The organism is Psychrobacter sp. DM8, assembly GCF_051307025.1.
Classification (GTDB): domain Bacteria; phylum Pseudomonadota; class Gammaproteobacteria; order Pseudomonadales; family Moraxellaceae; genus Psychrobacter.
Window position 1 is genome coordinate 734,673 of the sequence record NZ_CP195538.1, and the last position, 23,074, is coordinate 757,746.

15 protein-coding genes are annotated in these 23,074 nt (G+C 46.9%); 2 read left to right on the forward strand and 13 right to left on the reverse strand.

The genetic code is table 11. The annotated features are described in order from the left end of the window. Positions 1 to 364: 364 nt before the first annotated feature. From ACR64J_RS03300 to leuS, 5 genes are all read right to left on the reverse strand, one after another. Entirely contained in the window at positions 365 to 2,374 is a 2,010-nt protein-coding gene (locus ACR64J_RS03300) for a MacB family efflux pump subunit (RefSeq protein ID WP_435950409.1), read from the reverse strand. A 63-nt stretch (positions 2,375 to 2,437) separates the two neighbouring features. Beyond that, positions 2,438 to 3,832, reverse strand: a complete 1,395-nt coding sequence (locus ACR64J_RS03305) for an efflux RND transporter periplasmic adaptor subunit (protein ID WP_435950410.1) — start codon at positions 3,830 to 3,832, stop codon at positions 2,438 to 2,440. Positions 3,833 to 4,089: 257 nt separating this feature from the next. Continuing rightward, a complete protein-coding gene (gene holA, locus ACR64J_RS03310; RefSeq protein WP_435950411.1) occupies positions 4,090 to 5,118 on the reverse strand; it encodes a DNA polymerase III subunit delta in 1,029 nt (342 codons plus the stop codon). A gap of 21 nt (positions 5,119 to 5,139) precedes the next feature. Next, on the reverse strand, positions 5,140 to 5,814 hold the full coding sequence (locus ACR64J_RS03315; protein WP_435950412.1) for a hypothetical protein: 675 nt from the start codon (positions 5,812 to 5,814) through the stop codon (positions 5,140 to 5,142). A gap of 65 nt (positions 5,815 to 5,879) precedes the next feature. Then, positions 5,880 to 8,588, reverse strand: a complete 2,709-nt coding sequence (leuS, locus tag ACR64J_RS03320; protein WP_435950413.1) for a leucine--tRNA ligase — start codon at positions 8,586 to 8,588, stop codon at positions 5,880 to 5,882. Positions 8,589 to 8,756: 168 nt separating this feature from the next. Here leuS and ACR64J_RS03325 point away from each other — a divergent pair, with 168 nt between their 5' ends. Together ACR64J_RS03325 and ACR64J_RS03330 are read left to right on the forward strand one after the other, a co-directional pair. Next, positions 8,757 to 9,128 carry a Spx/MgsR family RNA polymerase-binding regulatory protein gene (locus tag ACR64J_RS03325; protein WP_435950414.1) on the forward strand — a complete coding sequence of 124 codons (372 nt, stop codon included), beginning with the start codon at positions 8,757 to 8,759 and terminating at the stop codon, positions 9,126 to 9,128. Between the two features lie 123 nt (positions 9,129 to 9,251). Continuing rightward, the gene (locus tag ACR64J_RS03330; protein ID WP_435950415.1) at positions 9,252 to 9,611 is read left to right on the forward strand and encodes a hypothetical protein; all 360 of its coding nucleotides are present in this window, start codon (positions 9,252 to 9,254) and stop codon (positions 9,609 to 9,611) included. Between the two features lie 69 nt (positions 9,612 to 9,680). Here ACR64J_RS03330 and argB read toward each other — a convergent pair whose 3' ends face one another. The 8 genes from argB to ACR64J_RS03370 form a co-directional block, all read right to left on the reverse strand. Next, positions 9,681 to 10,592: an acetylglutamate kinase gene (argB, locus tag ACR64J_RS03335; protein WP_317200298.1), complete on the reverse strand. Its 912-nt coding sequence runs from the start codon at positions 10,590 to 10,592 to the stop codon at positions 9,681 to 9,683. Positions 10,593 to 10,642: 50 nt separating this feature from the next. Further along, positions 10,643 to 12,493: a phosphomannomutase gene (locus ACR64J_RS03340; protein ID WP_435950416.1), complete on the reverse strand. Its 1,851-nt coding sequence runs from the start codon at positions 12,491 to 12,493 to the stop codon at positions 10,643 to 10,645. 51 nt (positions 12,494 to 12,544) lie between these two features. After that, positions 12,545 to 13,009: a dUTP diphosphatase gene (dut, locus tag ACR64J_RS03345; protein WP_435950417.1), complete on the reverse strand. Its 465-nt coding sequence runs from the start codon at positions 13,007 to 13,009 to the stop codon at positions 12,545 to 12,547. Positions 13,010 to 13,049: 40 nt separating this feature from the next. Beyond that, positions 13,050 to 14,453, reverse strand: coding sequence for a magnesium transporter (gene mgtE, locus ACR64J_RS03350; protein ID WP_317200295.1), 1,404 nt, complete (start codon positions 14,451 to 14,453; stop codon positions 13,050 to 13,052). A gap of 49 nt (positions 14,454 to 14,502) precedes the next feature. Then, positions 14,503 to 16,536 (reverse strand): UvrD-helicase domain-containing protein, encoded by a 2,034-nt coding sequence (locus tag ACR64J_RS03355; protein ID WP_317200294.1) that lies wholly within the window; start codon positions 16,534 to 16,536, stop codon positions 14,503 to 14,505. 316 nt (positions 16,537 to 16,852) lie between these two features. After that, positions 16,853 to 17,860 carry a porphobilinogen synthase gene (hemB, locus tag ACR64J_RS03360; protein ID WP_435950418.1) on the reverse strand — a complete coding sequence of 336 codons (1,008 nt, stop codon included), beginning with the start codon at positions 17,858 to 17,860 and terminating at the stop codon, positions 16,853 to 16,855. A gap of 104 nt (positions 17,861 to 17,964) precedes the next feature. Further along, positions 17,965 to 19,809, reverse strand: coding sequence for an efflux transporter outer membrane subunit (locus ACR64J_RS03365; RefSeq protein WP_435950419.1), 1,845 nt, complete (start codon positions 19,807 to 19,809; stop codon positions 17,965 to 17,967). After that, entirely contained in the window at positions 19,806 to 23,060 is a 3,255-nt protein-coding gene (locus ACR64J_RS03370; protein ID WP_435950420.1) for an efflux RND transporter permease subunit, read from the reverse strand. The genes ACR64J_RS03365 and ACR64J_RS03370 overlap by 4 nt, the downstream gene beginning before the upstream one ends. Positions 23,061 to 23,074 lie beyond the last annotated feature (14 nt).

Sequence of the window (23,074 nt, forward strand, 5' to 3'; positions counted from 1 at the left end):
CTAAACTTTAGAAGTTTCTATTTACATTTTCGTAAATACTAAATATCCAAACTAAAGATTACAATTATCGCAAGAGAATTTTCCTTAAAGGGAAAATTCTAAAAACTATGTTTACAAATCCAGTCTAAATGACATCTTTATGATGTCTGATTAAAAACTCTATTTGTAAAACGAATTTCTTGCTTCACTTTAAGAGATATTCTATCCCTAAACGTGAGAGCACATTATATATATTATTGGGACAAATACAACCCCATGACCACAAAAAAAGGTGAATCCTAGGTAAGTATTTGCCTTTTTTGAGTTGGCACACTATATGTTCTAAAACAGTTTTGCTTAAGTCAGAGTTATCGCGATTAACGCGCTAGTCTCTAGATAAGGCCTCAACAGGATCAAGCTTGGCCGCGTTACGGGCAGGCAAGAAGCCAAAGATAATACCTATTAGCGTTGAACAAACAAAAGCGGCAATGATTGAGGTTGGAGAGTAAATAACTTTAAAGCTGTCACCGCCAACGCGGTTGATCAACTCGCCAATTGCAAAAGCAAGGCCAATGCCTAGTAGACCGCCTAAGATGCAGACCAGTATGGCTTCGATTAAAAACTGCTGCATGATATCGTTTTGACGAGCGCCAACCGCCATACGTACGCCAATCTCATTGGTGCGTTCGGTGACAGAGACTAGCATAATATTCATCACCCCAATGCCGCCTACGACCAAAGAAATAATAGCGATAGATGATATGAGTAAAGTCAGCGCCGTTGTCGTAGATTCAATGGTTTCGCGGATAGAGTCTGAGTTACGAATACGAAAGTCATCGGTACCATGACGACCTTCCATAAGTGTAGAAATGGCGGATTCTGCTGCAGAAGAGGAGATGCTATTATCAATTAGAGCGACAAAACGCTCGATATTAGGACTACCTACTATGCGTGACATCATCGTCGTGTAAGGCATATAAAGCGTAGGCGATTCGACTTGTCCACCAAAGCCGCTGTTGTTAGGCTCAAGAACGCCAATAACTCGCCCAGGCACGCTACCGATGAGCACAACTTCACCGATAGGATTGTCAACATCAGCAAAAAAGGTCTGCTTAGCATTGTCATCGATGATGATATCTTGCGTGCGTTTTAAAATGCTCTGCTCATCAAAACCTTGACCTTGCGCTAAAGTCTCTCCGCTGACGTTGAGATAGTCTTGACCTACGCCGCTTATGCTCGCCGCTTCTTGTACGTTCCGATAGCGTACACTCATATTGCTATCGAGCTGCGGGCTGACGCTGACGACATAAGGTTGATTAGCGACTGCCTGCGCATCTTGTGGGGTCAAATTATCATCGTTATATTGGCGTCTGGGATCTCCCCAAGGATAGCCGTCTATTACGGTAATAGTATTGGTGCCTAAGGAGCTAATATTAGCTAGTATCTGTTCTTGTGAGCCTTTGCCTAGGCCGACGACAGAGACTACTGAGGCGATACCTATGATAATACCAAGCATCGTTAAAAGCGTACGCATCTTATGGGCGCGCATGGCAAGTAGCGACATTTTAAATGCCTCTAACAAGCGATCTATAAAGCTGGCAAGTTTACCTTTACGATGCGTATCGAGTATAGATTCTGGCTGTACTCTGTTGTCGACGGCTGATTGTTGATAGTGCTCGGTACGGTAGTCCTCGATGACGTAGCCGTCTTTGAGCTCAATGACACGCTCAGCCTGCTGCGCAAGACCTGGATCATGAGTGACCATGATGATAGTATGACCTTGCGATTTTAGCTCATGCAAGATAGCCATAACGTCCTCGCCTGACTTACTATCGAGCGCTCCGGTTGGCTCATCAGCCAAGATAATATCACCACCGTTCATCAGAGCGCGTGCAATAGAGACCCGCTGCTGTTGACCACCTGAGAGCTGATTGGGACGATTACCTACCTTGTCCGCTAATCCCAAATCTGAGAGTAGCTTTTCAGCGCGATTGCTACGAGCTTGCCCATCCATACCCGCATAAACAGCGGGCACAGCGACGTTATCTTGTGCACTAATATCACCTAACAGATGATAACGTTGAAAAATAAAACCAAAATGCTCACGGCGCAGCTTGGCAAGCTCATCGGCGTCCAAGCGACTAACGGGCTGACCATATATCAGGTATTCACCAGCGGTTGCTTGATCTAGGCAGCCTAAGATATTCATCAAAGTGGACTTACCAGAGCCTGATTGCCCGATGATAGCGACCATCTCGCCTTGATTGATAGTCAGGTTTATATCATGGAGCACGCGTATTGTCTGCTCACCGGCACGAAACTCTTTGATCAGACCCTTAACTTGCATCAAGGGCACATCTGCTGTGTTATTAGCGCTGGGTGTGATGGGATCCATGGGTACGACGACCTATATTTATCAGATATAAAAATGCGATGTAGGAGTAGATAGCATCAAGCCCTAAAAGGGACGTCCGCCTCTACCGCCTTGGCTACCCTCTGCTTTTTCTTCACCCAAAACAACTTCGTCGCCTGCGCTGAGTCCACTCAAAATCTGCGCATTAACGCGATTGTTAATGCCAACGGTAACGCGTTGTTCAACGACTTCGCCATTGTCCTTGAGCACGCGAACCATGCCAGCGCTGGTTGAGGCGTTATCAGTAGTATTAGCATCCGCACGCGCTCTATTTTTGTCATCATCGCTACGCATATCAGTATTGTCAGAGGAATCAGCAGGTCTTTTGCTGGCGCTGGCAGGTTGTAGAGCCGCCGAAGGAATAAGCAATGCATTCTTGGCTTCGTTGACAATGATATAGACCTGTGCGGTCATATCAATGCGAAAGCGGCGCTGGGTGTTTGGTACCTCTATGTAGCCGACATAATAAATAGCAGCATCAGTGGAGCTGGTGTCACTGATATTCTCTGGCGCAGGTTCAATAGCCTTTAGAGTAGCGTCGTACTTTTGGTCAGGATTACCAATAATATTAAAATAAACTGGCATACCCGCTTGGACGTTGATGACATCAGCCTCAGAGATTTGCGCGTTGATACGCACGGTTGACAAATCAGCTAGGGTGACGATAGTCGGCGCGGTTTGATTGGCATTAACCGTAGTACCTTGCTCAGTGGTGACCGAGACCACTGTACCTGATATAGGCGCGCGAATCGTCGTGTAGCTCAGATCCTCCTCAGCCGTACTGACGTTAGTTTGTGACTTGCGTAGCGCGGCGCGCTGACTATTGATGTTAGCTTGGGTGGTTGCAATAGCGGCATTGGCCGTGTCGATAGCGGCGCGCGCATTGGCGACGGCGGCTTGTGCGGTCTCAACGCGAGTGGCTTGGGTATCATACTCTTGCTGGGATATCGCATCGATTGCGACCAAGCCTTGTAAGCGAGCAAAGTCAGACTGGGCCTGTTTAAGCTCAGATTGACGGCTAGCAAGATCAGCGTAGGCGCTTTTTAGGCCTGCTTCACGGCTTAAGGCCTCCGCTTGCGAACTTTGCAATGCCGCTTCACTTTGTTCAAGGCTTGCCTGCTCATTGCTCAGATTATTATTTTGTGTCACTTGATCGATCTGAGCGATGAGATCGCCTTGTTGTACTTCATCACCCACCTCAACATAAAGCCGGGTGACTTCACCTGAAACCTGTGCTCCGACATCAACGGTATTTAGAGCTTTGACCTTACCTGACGCCATGACGTTGTTTTCAATATCGCCAACATAAGCACTTGCAGTCAAATAATTAGGCGCCTCCTCAGTGGGCTTCAAAAAATTATAAGCTATAGCCGCTAGAGCGACGACAACTAGAGCAATAACGCCCCATTTGATAGCGGTTTTCTGGTTCAGTTTGGCCATGATTTAATCCGATTGCAGTGATATCAGGTGCAGCTTGTGAGTATAGCTATAGTAAAGGCTCTATTGGCAAAATGAAACGGTAATTAGTTTGCGAAAGGTTAAGGGGGTATAAACCTAGAAGGTGAGAGAAGTCGTTTAGAGACTAAATTGAGGTAATGACTGAGCTACATATAAGTAAAAACAGAGGAGGTATTACGGATAAGAGATTACTTACTGATTAAAGGCAATCTGTTTGTTGAAGGGTATTTGTATTTAACCTATGAAAACAACCTTTGCCCTGACAGCTCAAGCGCTGCTTGTAATAAGAGCTCCCAAGCAGGCTGACGAACCAGACCTTTGATTGCCTGATCTGAGCGATAAAGGAGCGCAGGCCAAGCTGCGGTCGTCTCTCTTGAGTGACGGCGGCAAGCTTGCTGGTAGAGGCTTTGTTTGCTGCGCCAGATACCTAAGCTCTGAGGGTCTTGACCGTCCATCAATTGCATTATATGTCGCATGTCTTTACTGATTGCCCAAAGTACCAAGGTCGTCGGCTCATCAGTCGCCCTAAGCTGAGCTATAATTTTGACCACTTGAGAGGTGTGACCTGCCAGCATCGCATCTGATAAATCAAACACACTAAACTGCGCGTCGCTCACCAGCGCTGCCTGCAAATCACCGATATCTAGCGCAATACCGTCACCTTGTTCTGCTAGCTGCGGCGCAAACAGGTAAGACAGTCGCCATAAGGTCTGGTAGGCGCTTAGCAGGTGATGTTCGGTATGTGACATAAGAAGCTGCCAGGCGTCTTTTGATAGTTTTAGACCAAACTGTTTTGCTTGGATTTGTAATAACTGCTGGCGGGCACGCTCGTCATAAAAGTTGCAATCGATGATATGACCATACTTAGCAAAAGGGGCGAACCATTTGCTACTTTGAGCGCGCTTGTCTTGTTTTGGCGTCAGCCAGAGCAGGCTGTTACTATGCGCGCCTGTTTGTGCGTCCGTCGCAAAACGCTCAAGCTCGCTAATGATGGCTTTATCAGGCTTGTGATTGCCAGTCACGATAATCGCGCTGGCATCATCAAACAACGACTGGCTACCTAATTCTGAGAGCACTTCTTGCCAAGTTTTAACAGATATCAGCTCGATACGTTTGATAGCATAATTTTGTGCGCGCCACTGCACCCGTAGCGCATCAATAAGCCATTGGTGAAGCAGCGGCTCATCTCCATGCGCAAGCCATAGCCCTGCAACCTGAATATCAGGCTGCAATAATTTAGGATAGGCTTGTATAAAGGACTCTTGCATAAGGGAATCAGATTATTAATCTTAAGGGTTTGGCGTTGTTATCTCTGGCGTAACAACGATAGGGACTCTAGAGTTTTCTATCACCTGCGAGGCCGTTTGATTGGCAGTAGGTGCGACTTTAGGTAGACCGATGGCGACGTACTGATCAGTGATACGCTGCGCTAGGCTGTCGTATAACCAGTCACGAATTTGGCTGCCTTGCTGATCATCGGTGCTGACCGAAGCCTCATTATATTGGTAGCTGCGCTCTACTTGAATTGGGTTAGACAAGGTTATTGGCTGTCCATTTTGCGTTGTCTGATAAGTGACATCCGCAGATAGCACTAAACGAATTTCAGTCAACACGCCAACTAGCTCATAACGGCGAAAACGCACATTGTTAACAGCAATGGTGGCGATTTCGCCAGAGGCATTATTGATATCGCCGGTGTTTTCTATGATCGTCATCCCATCGACAACATTAACGCCCAAGGCTTCTAAACGCCGCGTAAGTGGCAATTTTAGAGGAAATGAGATGCGGTTGTCTTCAACAATAATAGCCGTTTTGGGCGCCTCAAAACGCAGCGGCGCCTCAAGACCGCGTAGCTGAAAACCGCAGCCGGTTAAGACCCCTGCTGCTCCGAGCATAGCAAACATCGGTAAGCTGGCAAGAAGGGCAGACGCAAGCTTGTTTTTGCCTTGTTTTCGCATGGACATATATCCTTGTGTGCTGTTATAAGCCTTTACTATTTAACCAACCAAGTTGCTAAGCCAGTCAGTAGTTAGCCGGCTACTACAATGTTAACCAGCTTATTGGGTACGACGATCTCTTTTTTGATATCACCAGTGATGAATTTAGCGACGCTTTCAAGCTCGCGGGCTTGTGCTTTTAGAGTCTCAGGATCGCTGTTGGGTGGCACGTCCATTCTACCGCGTACTTTACCATTGACTTGCACGACCATAGTGACCGTATCTTGCACCAGAGCGCTAGCATCGACAGCAGGATAGTTCAGGGTCTGAGTATCAAGACCTAGTTGCTCAAGCAAGTGCTCGCCAACGTGCGGCGCGTAGACCGATAGCATAATCAGCAAATCAACAAGCGCTTCATGCTGTACTTGTAAGTCCTGCTCACTGCTGGCTTTAAAACTGGCAAGCTCGTTGGAGAGCTCCATAAGGCTAGATACGGGCGTATTTAGTGCTAAGCGCTCGCCTAAATCATTATCAATTTTGCCAATGGTCTCGTGCGTCTTACGGCGTAGACTTTTGGCCTCTTTACTCAAACCCTCTACGCTTAATGCCGTAGTATTAAGCGTGTTTAGCTCTAAGCCTGCTTGTGTTAGCGCCTGCATATGGTCGCTGGCAATACGCCAGACTTTTTTGACGAAGTTATAAGGGCCTTTGAGCGCATCATCTGACCATTCAAGCGTTTGATCGGCAGGAGCGGTAAATAGTGTGTACAAGCGTACCGTATCCGCGCCGTATTGATCGATAGTAGTTTGCGGATCGACGCCGTTGTTTTTGGACTTGGACATTTTTTCTATTTTGCCGATAGTCACAGGCTTGCCGTCCGCCTTTAACGTGGCTTTGATCGGTTGACCGCGCTCGTTGTAGTCGATATTGACATCGTCTGCAAAGTAATAAGTGGTACTGCCGTCGCTATTGACACGGTTAAAGGTACCCGCGAGCACCATGCCTTGAGTCATCAGATTGGCAAAGGGCTCGTCGCCTGATACCAAGTTTTCATCGCGCATCAACTTATGAAAAAAACGCGCGTAGAGCAGATGCATGACCGCATGTTCGACGCCGCCGACATACTGATCGACAGGCAACCATTTATTCGCCGCCGACTTGTTGACCATGTTTTGATTATCATTCGGGCTAGCAAAGCGCGCATAGTACCAGCTCGATTCGACAAAGGTATCAAAGGTATCGGTCTCGCGCTCAGCAGCATTGCCGCATTTAGGGCAAGTAGTATTGACAAACTCAGGAATATTTTTGAGTGGGTTGCCGCGACCATCAGGGACGACATTGGTCGGTAGTACCACTGGCAAATCTTGCTCCTCGACAGGCACCGTACCACAATGCTCGCAATTGACCATCGGAATAGGGCAGCCCCAATAGCGCTGACGCGAGACGCCCCAATCACGCAAACGATACTGTATTTTTTTATTAGCAAGCTCTTGTGGTTCAAGTTTGGCGAGCATAGCATCAAAGGCTTGCTCAAAATCCATACCATCGAACTCGCCTGAATTGACTAAAGTATTGCGCTCGGTATAAGACAGATTGACATCGATGCCATCAGCTTTTGCCGCAGCCTTTAAAGCATCAAAATAGCCCTCGGGGGTATTGATAACTTGTTTGATCGGCAAATCGTACTTGACTGCAAATTCATAATCACGCTCGTCGTGAGCTGGCACCGCCATGACCGCGCCTGAGCCGTAACTCATGAGCACGTAATTGGCGACCCAAACAGGCACTTCCTCGCCCGTTAACGGATGGGTTACCGTAAGTCCTGTATCCATACCGATTTTTTCGGCTTTGGCTAGATCAGCTTCGGCGACAGAGCCTTTTTTGCATAGCGCATTAAACTGGGCAATGACTTCATCATTTTCAGCAGCGTACTGTGCTAAGGGATGCTCGGCAGCAACCGCAACATAAGTGACGCCCATGAGGGTATCGGGACGAGTGGTAAAGACGTCTAAGGTGTTGTCTTGACCCTCGATCTGATAAGGAAAGTGCACCTCCATACCGGCACTACGACCAATCCAGTTGCGCTGCATAGTCAGCACTTCTGCTGGCCAATGACCCTCTAGCTGATCCAAATCATCGAGTAACTCATCGGCATAATCGGTAATGTTGAAGTAGTACATCGGAATGTCGCGCTTTTCAACGGGCGCGCCGCTTCGCCAGCCTTTGCCGTCTATGACTTGCTCGTTGGCCAGCACGGTATTGTCAACGGGATCCCAGTTGACGGTAGCAAGCTTTTTATACACAAGCCCCTTTTTGTACAGTTGCAAAAACAACCACTGCTCCCACTGGTAATACTCTGGGCTACAAGTGGCAAACTCACGTGACCAATCAACCGATAAACCAAGTAGTTTGAGCTGCGCGCGCATGCTTTCGATATTGGCAAACGTCCACTCGGCCGGTGGGGTCTTGTTGGCAATTGCAGCGTTTTCAGCAGGTAAGCCAAACCCATCCCAGCCCATAGGCTGCATAACTTCAAAACCCTTTAGACGGTAATAGCGGCTGAGTACGTCAGAGATTGTGTAGTTACGCACGTGTCCCATATGTAGCTTGCCACTAGGATAAGGGAACATAGAGAGCATGTAGCGGCTGGGCTTGTCGCTTGGTTCATTGCTCACTTCATAACGTTTGTCCGTGGCCCACTTAGCTTGCTGCGCCGCTTCTATAAGCTGCGGCTGATAGTGATTGTTATCGTTTTGGTTGTCAGTAGAAATGGTTTGGTCTGCGGTTACGGCGTTGTTCATAATTGGCTCAAAGTTGAATATTTTAATAAAAATTTAGATACGCTAGAATAGCGCAAATCGGCTAAAAATGCGATGGGGCAGCGTAATAATAGACTTATCATAAATAAGCGCTTACCCTTATAAAAATCGATAATAAAATTACTGATCATAAAAACCTTAGGAATAACTATGACCCTCACCATTTACGGTATCAAATCCTGTAGTACTATGAAAAAGGCGTTTGCTAAACTCGATGAGCTTAGCGTTGATTACAGTTTTCATGACTATAAAAAGCAAGGTGTGAACAAAATAGACGTACAACGCTGGGTCGATGCTTTAAGGATAGACAAAGTACTCAATAAACGCGGCACGACATGGCGCAAATTGACCGATGAGCAAAAAGAGGCTGCAGATGCCAGCATCGATGACGCGATTGATTTGCTAGTGGCAAATACTAGTATGATTAAAAGACCAATAGTAGAGGGTCAGTTTGAGGGTCGATCAGTACTGCTTTGCGGCTTTGATGAAGAGGTGTTTGATAGGCAGTTTAGTAAACCCTAGTTTTAGATTATAAAATATAGCACTCATATAGGCTGTTTTATGATAGATTTGCAGATATAAGTTGGCTGTTTGCATATCATAGCTGAAACCATAGTTAGAATCATAACTGACAAGGATGACATAATGAAAAATCTACTTTTACTTCCTATGCTGGCAGTGCTCCCTTTGATGACCATGAACGCACAAGCGGCAGATTCCTCGACTAAGATTACCTTTGCCGATAACAGCTATTGCGGCAGCTTCACTGGTAATATCAAAGATGGTAAAGAATTTCGTTTGTGGCTGATGGCCAATCAAAATTTAGTCATCCGTAATGTCGGTGACGATCAGATCAGCGTGGCTTATGTCACAGGACCTAATGGACGACTAAGTGGCGATCGTTATGACAATGAAAATTCGTATTTTACTGAGCGCAAAGGTAATCATCGCATGAAGGTATATGGCAATAGCAGCCATAGCTCAGTTGAGTTTTGTGCGTATTGATTTAAAATTAACCTTCCAAAAAAGCCCAAGTGTTATAAGCTTGGGCTATCATCTTTATAGTAGAAGGGTTTAGCTCATTGCTGCATCAATTTCACGACTGATTAAGGTACCGACGCCTTCATTGGTAAAGATTTCGAGTAAGGTGGCATGAGGCACGCGACCATCGACGATAACGGCACTTTTGACACCGCTACGTACCGCATCAAGCGCACACTGAATTTTGGGAATCATACCGCCTGAGATGGTGCCATCATCGATAAGGGCGTCGACCTTTTTGGGCGTAAGCCCCGTGACCACCTCGCCATCGCGGCCAAGTACGCCTTTGATATTGGTCAGTAGCATAAGCTTTTCCGCTTGCAAAAATTCAGCAACTTTACCGGCGACTAGGTCAGCGTTAATATTATAAGTGTTGCCTTCAGAATCGACCCCAAGTGGTGCAATAACGGGGATAAAGTTGGAGGAGATGAGCATATTGATGACGTCTTTATTGACGCTGACCACATCACCGACAAAGCCCAAATCAACAGGAACTTGCGAGCCATCTGCGCCAACTTTACTCATGACCAGCTTTTTGGCTTGGATGAGGTTGGCATCCTTGCCCGTCAAGCCAATAGCGCTGCCGCCATGCTTATTAATGAGACTGACAATAGATTTATTGACATGACCGCCCAACACCATCTCTACGATATCCATGGTGCTCTTGTCCGTAACGCGCATACCATCGATGCGATCAGATTGACGACCTAGCTCTTTTAACAAATTATCGACTTGCGGGCCGCCGCCATGGACGACGACAGGATGCATGCCAACGGTTTTGAGTAAAACAATATCGCGCGCAAATGAGCTTTCAAGCTTGGGGTCAGTCATCGCATTGCCGCCATATTTGACTACGATGAGCTTGCCGACGAAGCGCTGAATGTAGGGCAGTGCGGTAGTCAAAACCTCAGCGGTGTTTTTGGCATCGTTCAAATTTAGAGACATCATATACTCCTAATCGGCATCTTAAATACAGATGCTTTTATTAAAATGGGTTACTCAGGATAAATGCTAGCAATTTGCTTGGCTAAATCTTTATCAATCCACTCGCAGAGTGTCACAAAATGCGCTTGAATGGTCTTTAGATCGCCGCTGCTATCCGCTGCAAACCGCACCGTTAGACTATGACTGGTATTGGATTGACGCAGTACACCAAAACCGCGTGCAAAATCTAAACGCACTCCATCGATACAGGTAATCTTAGTACCCTTGGGCAGTAACTCTTGCGCTTGATAAGTCGTTATGCGCGGCAGACAGCAGGTATTATTACATCTAGCGGCTGTGCATAAAGGGTTTTGATGAGCTTTATCATCATTGCTATTGTTGTTATCTAAAAGGCTAGTGTCGTCAATAACCGTATTCACTAAGCATTGCAAATAGTGACAGTGCGTCGCTAAGCGCTTAATGATAGAGCACTCTGGTACCTTATCTATCATAGGTAGATAATGATCCGAGGTAATGACAATACTTGGAAGCTGGCTGGTAATATCTGTTAAGCGATAAAGAGTAGTGCGGTTTACAGGCGCGCCCCAAGCGTCAAATGCAGGCGATAAAGTATGATTGTGCTCTGAGGTATATGCAAGCCAATGCAGTAAGCGCAGGCCTGCGTACATCGCATCATCATAAGCGGTAAAATAGCCATCATTAAAGATAAAATGTCCTGATAACTCCCCTGCAAATATAATAGGACTATTATCAGAACGTAGCCGTTCACGCATAAAGCCGCTACCGGTTCTACTGATAACGGGCGCAGCGCCCAAATCCTCTAATAAAGTAGGCAGGTGATGTGAGCATTTAACATCGAATAATACTTGCGGTGTTGGGGCATAGCTTTTATGAGTTAAATGATGCTCAGTTAAGTCAGGGTTGATATTCGCCTTTGAGCGCTCAGTAATGGCCACCCTTGCCAACAGGTAAAGCAGGTGATCTGAGAGCACCACCTTACCGCGATCATCGACAATCATTAGCCGATCACCATCGCCATCAAAAGCAAGGCCGATATCAGCTTGATTAACGATGACCATCTGTTGCAGCTGTGCTAAGCGATTGGGCTCGGTAGGGTCAGGATTACCCATCGGAAACGTGCCATCAGGGGTATCATTGATAATAATGACTCGCGCACAAAACGTAGTAAAAAGTGGTGCGGCGATGCGACTGGTTGCGCCGTGCATACAGTCGATTACAATAGTCATATCAAGCTTTGGCTCAGCAGATTTTTTAACTGCTTTTGATGGGTGTTTTTGAGTATGAATGTCAGAAAAAACACCTTGAATAGCTTCAATATAAGGCGTTGCTACTGCATTAGTAGGGAGGCTAATGGTAGCAGGCGTTGTATTTAGACGAGTATCGTCATGAATAGCAGCAGAGTGTGACAAATCTTCAAAAAGCGTCTGGATATCTGCTTCGCTAGGGGAGGCGTTACCACATAACCATTTGACGCCGAGAATGTCTTTGGGAGAATGGCTGGCGGTGACCATGATGCCATGACCGTCATACTGCTCTGTCCAAAAGGCCATCATCGGTGTGGTAACAAGCCCTAAGTAGATGACCTGAAGCCCTCGCTGCTGTATACGCTTGGTCAGAGCCTCAGCAATACACTCGCTACCAGCGCGCACATCAAAACCTATAATCACGGTAGTCTTTTTGGCTCTCAGCTCACGGGACGATAGGGCAGACGTATTTAATTTGTGGTTTGAGTGATGATTACTATCGATACAGTACTGACTGTAAAGCCGAAAAAAAGCATCAGCTAAGGCAGTGATAAAATCACTGGTAAAATACTGCTTATCACCACGAATGTCGTAGGCACGAAATAAGGACTGCTGCGTAGCAAAGGGGGGTATCATTACTACGTCTCCTTATTATGATTGATAAAAAACAGCATGTATAGTTGGGTTTTATTGACGACCTGAATGACCAAAACCGCCTGCGCCGCGTACGCTGATATCATTAAAATCATTGACAATCTCAAACTCAGGACGTGCAACGGGCACTACGATATACTGCGCCATGCGATCGGCGGGATTAAGGATAAAATCCTCATCACTACGATTCCATACACTGACCATCAGCTCGCCTTGGTAGTCGGCATCGATGAGACCCACTAGGTTGCCTAGTACAATACCGTGTTTGTGACCTAGACCTGAGCGCGGCAATATCATGCCTGCATAATTGGGATCAGCAATATAAACTGCCAATCCCGTACCGACTAGATGCGTTGTACCTGCTTTGATCGTCAAAGGCGCGTCTATACAAGCGCGCAAATCGATACCCGCTGAGCCGTCAGTTGCACGTGTTGGTAGCGCAAATGACTCATCATTGATAAGTTTAGGATTGAGAACTTTGACTTGTACCGCTTGCATAACGTACTCGCTGTTTATTTTGTTTATAGAATTAACTCGTTTATAGAATTAGCACGCTGGCCAAGCCCAAAAACGACATAAAGCCGACGATATCAGTTACTGTCGTTAAGATAACTGAAGCAGATAAAGCTGGGTCGATATTCATGCGTTTGAGCATCAAAGGAATACTAATGCCAGAGACGTTGGCAGCGGTCATATTAATGGCAATAGCGCAGCCAATGACGCTACTGATCTTGATATCATGAAACCACAATTGGGCAATAAACGCCATAATTATCGCCCAGATGATACCGTTTATCGCACCTACCCATAGCTCTTTGTTGAGTAGCCAAACACGATTAGACCCGCCAATTTGACCCATCGCCATACCGCGAATGACCACAGTAAGCGTTTGAGAGCCTGCGATGCCGCCCATACTCGCTACAACGGGCATAAGAATAGCAAGGGCGACTACTTGCGCGAGCACCTCTTCAAACTGACCGATGACCGCTGCGGCTAAAAGCGCAGTACCCAAGTTAATACCTAACCATACGCTACGACTCTTGGCACTGGTCAAGATAGGTGCGAACAGCTCTTCGTCTTGGCTGACACCTGCCAGATTCTTCATAGTGCTATCGACATCATCTTGGATAATCTCCATGATGTCCTCGCCATTTAATTGTCCGACCAGCTCGCCAAAATCATTGATCACAGGCGCATAACGGATATCCTCTGAGCGAAAAATCGCAGCGGCGTCCTGAATATCTAAGCGATCGTTGATGGTAACTGCAGGATCGATGAAGTCTGCGACCAATAGGTTTTGATCGTGTTTAATCAAATCCACTAGGCTGAGTAGTCCAAGGAGCTGCTGGCTTTGATCCACAACGAGTAGCTCTTGGCTTTGATCATCGAGCAAATCCTCTTCTGCGCGCAGCCAGTCTTGTACTTGCGATAAACTAATATCATCATGCACCTGAATGATATCTGGATCCATGTAGCTACCTACTTCCCAGTCTTCATAGGTGTCGAGCTTATTGACCTGAACGCGTACGTCTTCATCCAAGGTCGCCATGACTGAGGTACGCACTGTGTCGGTGACGGTCTCTAAGATCTCAGAGATGTCTTGCGCGTCAAGGTCTTGGGTGAATAAAGAGATCTCTTTTGAGGAGATATTCTCCATCAAGGGCTGGCGCGTCTCGACCTCTAGCTCCGCGAGCACTTCGCCCTTTAGCTCCTCTGGTATTTGCTCCCAAATGAGCAATCGGGTTTGACTCGGGAATGACTCGAGCAGGTTGGCGATTTCGTACTCAGACTGCTTAGCCAAAAACTCAGTAATCGCGTTATAGGACTTATCAGCGACTAATTCTTGCAAGTATAACAGCTTGTATTCAGCGCTATACTCTAACGGATTATAGTCTACTGGTAGCGTGGTCTGACGATCAGGATTTGGCGTAGTAGCAGACATAATCAATCCAATAGGTTAAAGGGGAAAAATAAGGGGTTAGTATTTACGTTTAGCGATTGCCTAGCAGCGCTCGAATATTGGCCAGATACTCATCAGCGACAGCCTCTGGGTCTTTGGTAGCCTTTTTCTTTTTTGCTTTGGCAGGCCAGTCAATATGATCCTCGGGTAGCTCATCCAAAAACCGTGATTCTGAGGTCACGCGCATCTGTCCGCCTGCACGGCGCTGAGTCGCTAAAGTTAACGTCAGCTCACGGCGCGCGCGGGTAATACCGACATACATCAAGCGCCGTTCTTCTTCGACCGTCTCACTCATGATAGAGTTGCGGTGCGGTAGCATCTCTTCCTCGAGTCCCATAATGTAGACAAAATCAAACTCTAGGCCTTTTGCTGCGTGCAAGGTCATTAGATTGACTTTATTGGTATTTTCTTCTTCTTGCTGCTGCTCTAGCATATCAAGCAGTACTAACTTGCGAATAATAGTATCAATAGTACGGTCTTCGTCTTCTTCGGCGCGATTAATCAGCGATTGAATACTGGTATAGAGCATATCGATATTATCGATACGGTTTTTTTCTTGCTGCGGGGTCTTAGCATCGCTACGCACAAAATCAATATAGCCCGTCTCATCAATCATTTGACGCACAATTGGCACAGGGTCGGGGTGTTGATCGAGCGCGCGGGTATAATGCTCAATAAAGTCGCCAAACTCTTTGAGCGTGCCATAAGCTTTACTTGGTAACACATGAGACAGCCCGCCATGGGTACAGGAGGCGAGTAGTGAGATGCTATGCTCTTGCGAGAATAGACCAAGTTTCTCTAAAGTCGCAGGCCCCATACCGCGTTTGGGCGTATTGATAATACGCAAAAATGCACTATCATCCTCAGGATTTAAAATCAGGCGCAAATAGCCCATAATGTCTTTGATCTCACTACGCGCAAAGAACGACTGACCACCCGATAGCTTATAAGGTATCTGTAATTGGCGCAATTGTGCCTCAAGCATACGCGCCTGAAAGTTACTGCGATAGAGCACCGCGTACTGTTCCCACTCATTACCAAAACGCAGTTTATGGGTGATGATCTCTTTTGCCACGCGCTCAGATTCATCATCATCGTTACGGCAATTAATGATACGAATTTTTTCGCCTTGACCTTTATCTGACCACAGTTTTTTTTCGAACAGATGCTCATTATTAAGAATAACGGCATTAGCTGAGGTCAAAATACGACTGGTCGAGCGATAATTTTGCTCAAGCATAACGATCTTGAGTTTAGGAAAGTCCTCTTTGAGCAGCGCCATATTTTCAGGTTTGGCGCCGCGCCACGCATAGATAGATTGGTCATCATCACCTACCACAGTAAAGCGCCCTTGCGGCCCAACTAAGTATTTAATCATTTCATACTGGGCGGTATTGGTATCTTGATACTCATCGACGAGTAAGTAGCGAATACGATTTTGCCATTTATCACGCAGCTCACGATTTTCGCGTAGTATCTTGGTTGGCAAGACAATCAAGTCATCAAAATCGACGGCATTATAAGCGCGCAAATTACGCTCATATAAGGCATAGAGAGTTGCAAAAATCATGTCCTCTGGATCATCTAAAGTTTCCATCGCTTTATCAGGCTCAACCAGATCATTCTTCCAATCCGATATCATTTTTATCGCTTTGCCAACCAGCTCACGACTCTCAGCGCCTGATAAGTTATCGCGCATCATCAGCTCCATCAATAGCCGCTTGCTATCATCACTGTCCATGATAGAGAAGTTGCCTTTAAGCGGGGTATGAATCAGCTCATAACGTAAAAACTGTAAGCCAAATTGGTGGAACGTCGAGACCGTCAATCCGCGCGTCTTTTCACTCGGTAGCAATTTACTGACCCGCGCTTTCATCTCGCGCGCGGCTTTATTAGTAAAGGTCACTGCGGTGATACGCTCAGCTGGCATATTGCATTCTTCGATAAGATAAGCAATCTTGCGCGTAATCACCGAAGTCTTACCTGAGCCTGCGCCTGCCAATACCAAAAGCGGCCCTGATACATAGAGCATAGCTTCTTTTTGTCTAGGATTGAGTTGACTCATATGGTGACCTTTGTGGCAAATAGTACAAAAACAAAAAGAATAGACGTGGCTTTGTATCAAACAAAATAGTTGACTACTGATGATCACAAAGCTTATCTATGTTGATGATAAAGCGAGACTAATCGTACAAAGCATCGCCTAAAATCTGGTGGGTTATTATAAAGCAAAAGGATGGGTTTTTGGGATTTGGTCTAAAGACCGTGAGGTGATATTATGCAAAAAAGGACAGTGCACTTGATGTACAAGTAATATAGCGTCAGTTTAAAGCGTAAACTGACGCTATATTTTCGCTTTAGAGGTTAGATGTTATAAAAAACTAAGCATGGTTTAGTTGGCGAGCCGCCTCTAATGCAAAATACGTCAAGATGCCATCGGCACCAGCGCGGCGAAAGCCAATGAGCGACTCTAATATCACCGCATCAGTCAGCCAGCCATTTTGAATCGCCGCCATATGCATCGCGTATTCCCCTGAAACTTGGTATGCGAACGTTGGTACGCCAAAGGTGTTTTTGACCTCGCGGATCAGATCCAAATAAGGCTGACCGGGTTTAATCATGACCATATCTGCGCCCTCAGCGATATCCATCGCCACCTCGTGCAAAGCTTCTGCGCGATTACCAAAGTCCATCTGATACTGTTTTTTATGTCCGCCCTTTAGATTGCCTGCACTACCGACAGCGTCGCGAAATGGGCCATAGTAGGCAGAAGCGTATTTGGCAGAGTAGGCCATGATAGCGGTATTAGCAAAACCTTCGGACTCAAACGCATCGCGCATGGCTTTGATACGACCGTCCATCATATCGCTTGGAGAGATAATATCAGCGCCTGCACGCGCGTGAACAAGTGCTTGCTTGACGAGTACCTCGACGGTGGCATCGTTGACCACGTAACCGCTATCATCGAGTAAGCCGTCTTGACCATGAGACGTATAAGGATCAAGGGCGACATCGGTCATAACGACCATCTCTGGCACCGCATCTTTGATAGCGGCGACCGCGCGAGCAGTAAGACCGTTGGCGTCATAAGCGGCCTTGCCATCAGGCGTTTTTAGCGAGTTGTCGATAACAGGGAAGATATCGATAGTGGTGACGCCCTCGGCTAACAATGCTCTAGCATATTCAATGGTCAAATCGATGGATAAACGTTCAACGCCAGGCATGCTAGCAATGGCTTGACGCTGATTGTCCCCTTCCAAAACAAAAACAGGAGCGATAAAGTGCTTAGGGTGCAATTCAACTTCGCGGATCATCGAACGCACATTATCGTTATAACGCAAGCGGCGCAGACGAGTCTCAGGAAATTGACGATTAAAGGTATAAGACATAAGTATTCCTTATTATTTTTGAAAAAATTGTAAGAATAAAAAAGCCCCGCCAAAGCGGCAGAGCTCGTTTTATCTGTAACATCTATAAATTAACGCTAAATAAACTATGGCTCACTTATCTGCGTGACTGGCACGGTTTCAACGGCGCTTTCATCAATAAGTAAACCTACCGCCGCGTCAGCATCGTTGTCATCATCAATATCGACGATAGCCGTTGGCTTAAAGGTCATATCATCTGAGCCTTGTTCCTGCTTGATAGCGACAGCTTCGGCTACAGAGACTACGCGGGCAGAGCTTGCCGCTTCAATCGCCTCAGCCGCTTTTGCTTCTGCGTTATTGGTCACCAACGTTGCGATACTCGTCAGATTAGTATATTGCGGCACAGGGATAGCGGTAGTTGGTACATCAAGATTAGCACCGCCGCCAAGCGCTTGGTATAGCTCAATTTGGCTGATGATTTTTTGCAATTCTAAATCTAGGATACCCTGCTGAGTCGAAAACAAAGAGCGCTGAGCATCGAGAACATCTAGATAGTTTGCGATACCTGCCTTAAAGCGTGCATTAGCAATCTCATACGTTTGATCAAAGTTATCTTGCAGACGGTACTGCGCCGCTAACTGCTCACCAAGCGTTGCTCGGGTGGCAAGGACGTCTGAGACTTCGCGAAAAGCGGTTTGAATAGATCTCTCGTACTGAGCAAGACTCTGCTTACGCTCCACTTGTGCCACTTCATAATTAGCATCAAGCAGGCCACCATCAAAGATAGGCACACTAAGGTTGGGACCAAACGACCAACCAAAGGAGTCGCTATCAAACAAATCGCTTAACCCATCGCTACGCAGACCGACGCTACTGGCAAGGCTAATCGTTGGAAAATATGCGGCGCGCGCGACATCGATGTTAGCGCCAGCAGCCTTAAGGTTATATTCTGCTTGCAAGACATCGGGACGAAAGCGTAGCAGCTCACTTGGCAGACCAGCGCTAAAGACTTCGTGAGTTGTAATATTACTGACCGCAGGCGCTGGGATAAGCTCTCCGGGTATCGGTGCACCAAGCAAGAACTGTAGCGCGTTACGAGAGGTCAAAATGCTGCTTTGAGCGCGTAATACGGCGAGGCGGGCATTCTCAAGCGCCGCTGAGGATTGCAGTGAGGGCAGCTTGGGATCGATACCTGCTTTAAAGCGCTCATTGGCAATAAATAGCGAGCGCTCACGGCTCTCGACAGTGGCCTCTGCTAGCTTTAACTGCGCTAGGCTGTAGCTCAAATTAGCATAGCTTTGGGCGATATTACTGATCAGACTAATCTTGGTGGCATCTTTTGCTGCTGTCGTTGCCAAAAAGCTCTGCAACGCTTGATCTTTCAAGCTATCAATGCGACCCCAAAAGTCTAACTCATAGCTGGCAAGACCTAAGTTGACACCATAACTGTCTGTTGTTTGACGACCACCCACACTACCGCCGCCAGGGAGACTGGTTCGAGGCGTGGCTTGGCTTTGACGAGAGTAATCGACCTGACCGTTAATCGTAGGCAAATCGCGAATATCGGTGATTCGGTACTGCGCGCGCGCGCGCTCAATCGCAAGACGCGCACTCTCAAAGTCTTTGTTGTTCTCAAGTCCCAAAGCGATAAGTGCTTTTAGGCGCTCGTCACTATAAAAGTCCTGCCAGCGCTGACCAGCTAGGCTTGGCTGCTGCGGCGTACTAACCGTCTCTTTATCAAAATTACTATAAGACTCATTAATAGGAATATTTGGCTGCGCCAGCACAGGCGTAGTATCTACTTTTGGTATGGTGTTACAAGCAGTCATACTTAGCGTTAATACGCTCAAACTCAAAAGGCGGGTTGAGCGCCCTACAAATGCTTTTTTTACAGGGTTGCACGCGAGCATTCGCTTTTTTGTAGTGATTGCCTTGGGCACTGTATGGGCAGTAATAGAGGGATTACTCATTGTGTATTATCTCCAAAGCTTGCAGGCTGATAATTCTCAGAGGTGACTAAAGTCTGAGTGTCATCTGTTGAGTCGTCGTTAGGGCCATTATCGTGACCATCATCATCTGGATCACGCGGTTTGTTATTGCCATATTTATGCGGGAACAGACTACGTACCCAAACATAGAACATAGGAATAAAGAATATACCCAAAAAGGTTGCTGTCAGAACGCCGCCGACAACACTGGTACCGATCGCGTTTTGACTACCAGAACCTGGGCCACTGGCGATAAATAACGGCACGACACCTAGGCCAAAGGCAAGCGAGGTCATAATAATAGGACGCAGACGCTGGCGGGCTGCGGTCATAACCGCCTCTTTGAGACTATAACCTTCCTCTTGATGCTCTTTGGCAAACTCAATAATCAAAATGGCGTTCTTAGCAGAGAGACCGACGACGGTGAGCAGGCCGACCTGCAAATAGATATCATTGGCAAAGTCTCGCAGCCATGTAAAGATGACCGCACCTAATACCCCAAGCGGGATAACTAGCAGCACTGAGAAGGGAATAGACCAGCTCTCATACAGCGCGGCTAAACATAAAAAGACGACCAAAATAGATAGCGCATAAAGCATAGGAGCCTGCGCACCAGATTTTTGTTCCTCTAGTGACATACCTGTCCACTCGTAACCCACACCTTCGGGTAACTCGCTTATCATGTTTTCCATCGCGCTCATCGCCTCACCTGTACTAAGACCTGGGGCGGCGCTACCTTGAATGTTCATAGACGGTAGACTGTTATAGCGGGTTAAGCGCGGCGAGCCTGATTGCCACTCACTACTTGAGAAGGCATCGAATGAGATCATATCACCTGTCTCATTACGCACATACCACTTACCGATATCATCAGGGTTGGTACGGCTATTAGGCTCACCTTGGACAAACACACGCTTGATACGGCCACGATCAATAAAGTCATTGATGTAACTTGACCCCCAAGCGGTTGAGATTACGCTATTGATACTACCAAGCGATAAGCCATAGGCCGCCGCTTGCTCTTGATTGATATTGACTTTAAGCTGCGGCGCATCTTCTTGTCCATTAGGACGTACGCCTGCGACTTGATCGTTTTGCGCGGACATACCTAGGAGCATATTGCGCGCTTCAAGCAGCCCATCGTGCCCGATATTACCGGTATCTTGAATCATTAAATCAAAACCACTAGCGTTACCCAGCTCAGTGATGGCAGGCGGTACAATAGCGAATACTTGCGCTTCGTTCAATTGAGTAAAGAAGTAGCCCATCGCTCGACCCGCAACGGCCTGCGCAGTGTTCTCGTCGCCATCACGCGCCTCCCAATCAGAGAGTCGCACGAACGCCAGACCCATATTCTGTCCTTGTCCGGCAAAACTAAAACCTGCAATGGTAAACACTGACGCGATATTATCCGTCTCTTGGGTATCGTAATAAGTACGCACTTTCTCTAGCACATCTTGGGTTTCATCGAGCGTGGAACCTGCTGGGAGCTGGACTAAGGTAAACATAATACCTTGATCCTCCTCTGGCAAGAACGAGCCTGGAATACGCAAGAACACCACTGTCATAATACCGATGATGATCGCGTAGCCCACCAGATATAACCATTTAAAACGGATACTTTTACCCACAAAGCCTTCGTATTTGCGGCTGAGCTTAAAGAAGCTACGGTTAAACCAACCAAAGAAGCCTTTTTGCGCTTCAGTATTGCCTTTTTCATGACTCTTGCTACGTTTGAGCAAAGTCACACATAGAGCAGGGGTGAAGATAAGGGCGACTAGTGCTGAGAGCACCATAGCAGTAATCAAAGTGATCGAGAACTGACGATAAATGACGCCTGTTGAGCCGCCAAAGAACGCCATCGGTACAAATACCGCCGACAAGATAAGGGCAATACCGATTACAATTTTGCTAATCTCACCCATTGATTGAATGGTCGCGTCTTTGATTGAGATATGCGGATCTTCTTCTAATATACGCTCGACGTTCTCAACAACGACGATGGCATCATCGACCAGTAGACCGATGGAGAGTACCATCGCAAACATAGTCAAGACATTGATACTAAAGCCTGCGACGTACAAGACGGCAAAGGTGCCAAGCAAAACGACAGGAACAGCAAGTGTTGGAATAATAGTCGCGCGCCAGTTCTGCAAAAAGATAAACATGACGATAAACACCAGTACGATCGCTTCAAGCAGCGTCATGACAACTTGTTCGATAGACAAGCGCACAAATGGCGTGGTGTCATAAGGTACAACAGAAGCTAGACCTGCTGGGAAGTTAGATTCAAGCTGCGCCATACGATCGGCGACTGCTTCACGAGTCTCCAAGGCATTAGCGCCGCCTGCAAGCGAGATACCCAGACCTGCTGCTTCTTGACCGTTGTACTGTGAGACTACGCCGTAGTTTTCACTACCAATCTCGACATCTGCCACATCACCCAAGCGTACTTGCGCGCCTGAGACGTCTGTTTTGAGTAGGATATTGGCGAACTCTTCTGGCGTTTGTAGATAGCTTTGTACCGTAACCGTCGCGTTAATAACCTGCTGGTCGGTATCGGCGGGCGCTTGGCCTAATTGTCCTGCTGAGACTTGAGCGTTTTGCGCGCGAACCGCATTGACGACGTCGCTTGGCACCATGTTATAGCTACGTAAGCGCGCAGGGTCTAGCCAGATACGCATGGCATAAGTAGAACCAAATAGCTGTACTTCACCAACGCCTTCGACGCGGCTGAGCTGATCGACGACATTTGAGCTGACATAATCAGCAATATCAGCGCGGTCCATATTCCCATCTTCTGAGATAAAGGCCTGTACCATCATAAAGCTACTGGAGGACTTGTTGACATTGACCCCTTGGCGCTGAACGGATTCAGGCAATGAGCTCATAGCCGATTGTAGCTTGTTCTGTACTTGTACTTGTGCGGTATCAGGATCAGTACCGTTCTCAAAGGTGAGCGTAACGGTCGCGCCGCCATTAGAGGAGCTAGACGATGAGATATACATCAGACCGTCAAGGCCTTTCATGCGCTGCTCGATGACCTGAACGACAGAGTTCTCGACCGTTTGCGCATTTGCGCCAGGGTAGCTGGCACTCACTGAAATCGTCGGCGGCGCAATACGTGGATACTGTTCAATCGGCAGATTGATGACCGATATGACCCCGATAAGCATGACCAAAATGGCCATTACCCATGCAAAAATAGGGCGATTAATAAAAAAAACTGACATAGTATATCCCTAAG

Coding starts and splice junctions, on each gene's coding strand:
- ACR64J_RS03300 (WP_435950409.1), bottom strand. CDS start 2,374: ATGGATCCCATCACACCCAGCGCTAATAACACAGCAGATGTGCCCTTG.
- ACR64J_RS03305 (WP_435950410.1), bottom strand. CDS start 3,832: ATGGCCAAACTGAACCAGAAAACCGCTATCAAATGGGGCGTTATTGCT.
- holA (WP_435950411.1), bottom strand. CDS start 5,118: ATGCAAGAGTCCTTTATACAAGCCTATCCTAAATTATTGCAGCCTGAT.
- ACR64J_RS03315 (WP_435950412.1), bottom strand. CDS start 5,814: ATGTCCATGCGAAAACAAGGCAAAAACAAGCTTGCGTCTGCCCTTCTT.
- leuS (WP_435950413.1), bottom strand. CDS start 8,588: ATGAACAACGCCGTAACCGCAGACCAAACCATTTCTACTGACAACCAA.
- ACR64J_RS03325 (WP_435950414.1), top strand. CDS start 8,757: ATGACCCTCACCATTTACGGTATCAAATCCTGTAGTACTATGAAAAAG.
- ACR64J_RS03330 (WP_435950415.1), top strand. CDS start 9,252: ATGAAAAATCTACTTTTACTTCCTATGCTGGCAGTGCTCCCTTTGATG.
- argB (WP_317200298.1), bottom strand. CDS start 10,592: ATGTCTCTAAATTTGAACGATGCCAAAAACACCGCTGAGGTTTTGACT.
- ACR64J_RS03340 (WP_435950416.1), bottom strand. CDS start 12,493: ATGATACCCCCCTTTGCTACGCAGCAGTCCTTATTTCGTGCCTACGAC.
- dut (WP_435950417.1), bottom strand. CDS start 13,009: ATGCAAGCGGTACAAGTCAAAGTTCTCAATCCTAAACTTATCAATGAT.
- mgtE (WP_317200295.1), bottom strand. CDS start 14,453: ATGTCTGCTACTACGCCAAATCCTGATCGTCAGACCACGCTACCAGTA.
- ACR64J_RS03355 (WP_317200294.1), bottom strand. CDS start 16,536: ATGAGTCAACTCAATCCTAGACAAAAAGAAGCTATGCTCTATGTATCA.
- hemB (WP_435950418.1), bottom strand. CDS start 17,860: ATGTCTTATACCTTTAATCGTCAATTTCCTGAGACTCGTCTGCGCCGC.
- ACR64J_RS03365 (WP_435950419.1), bottom strand. CDS start 19,809: ATGAGTAATCCCTCTATTACTGCCCATACAGTGCCCAAGGCAATCACT.
- ACR64J_RS03370 (WP_435950420.1), bottom strand. CDS start 23,060: ATGTCAGTTTTTTTTATTAATCGCCCTATTTTTGCATGGGTAATGGCC.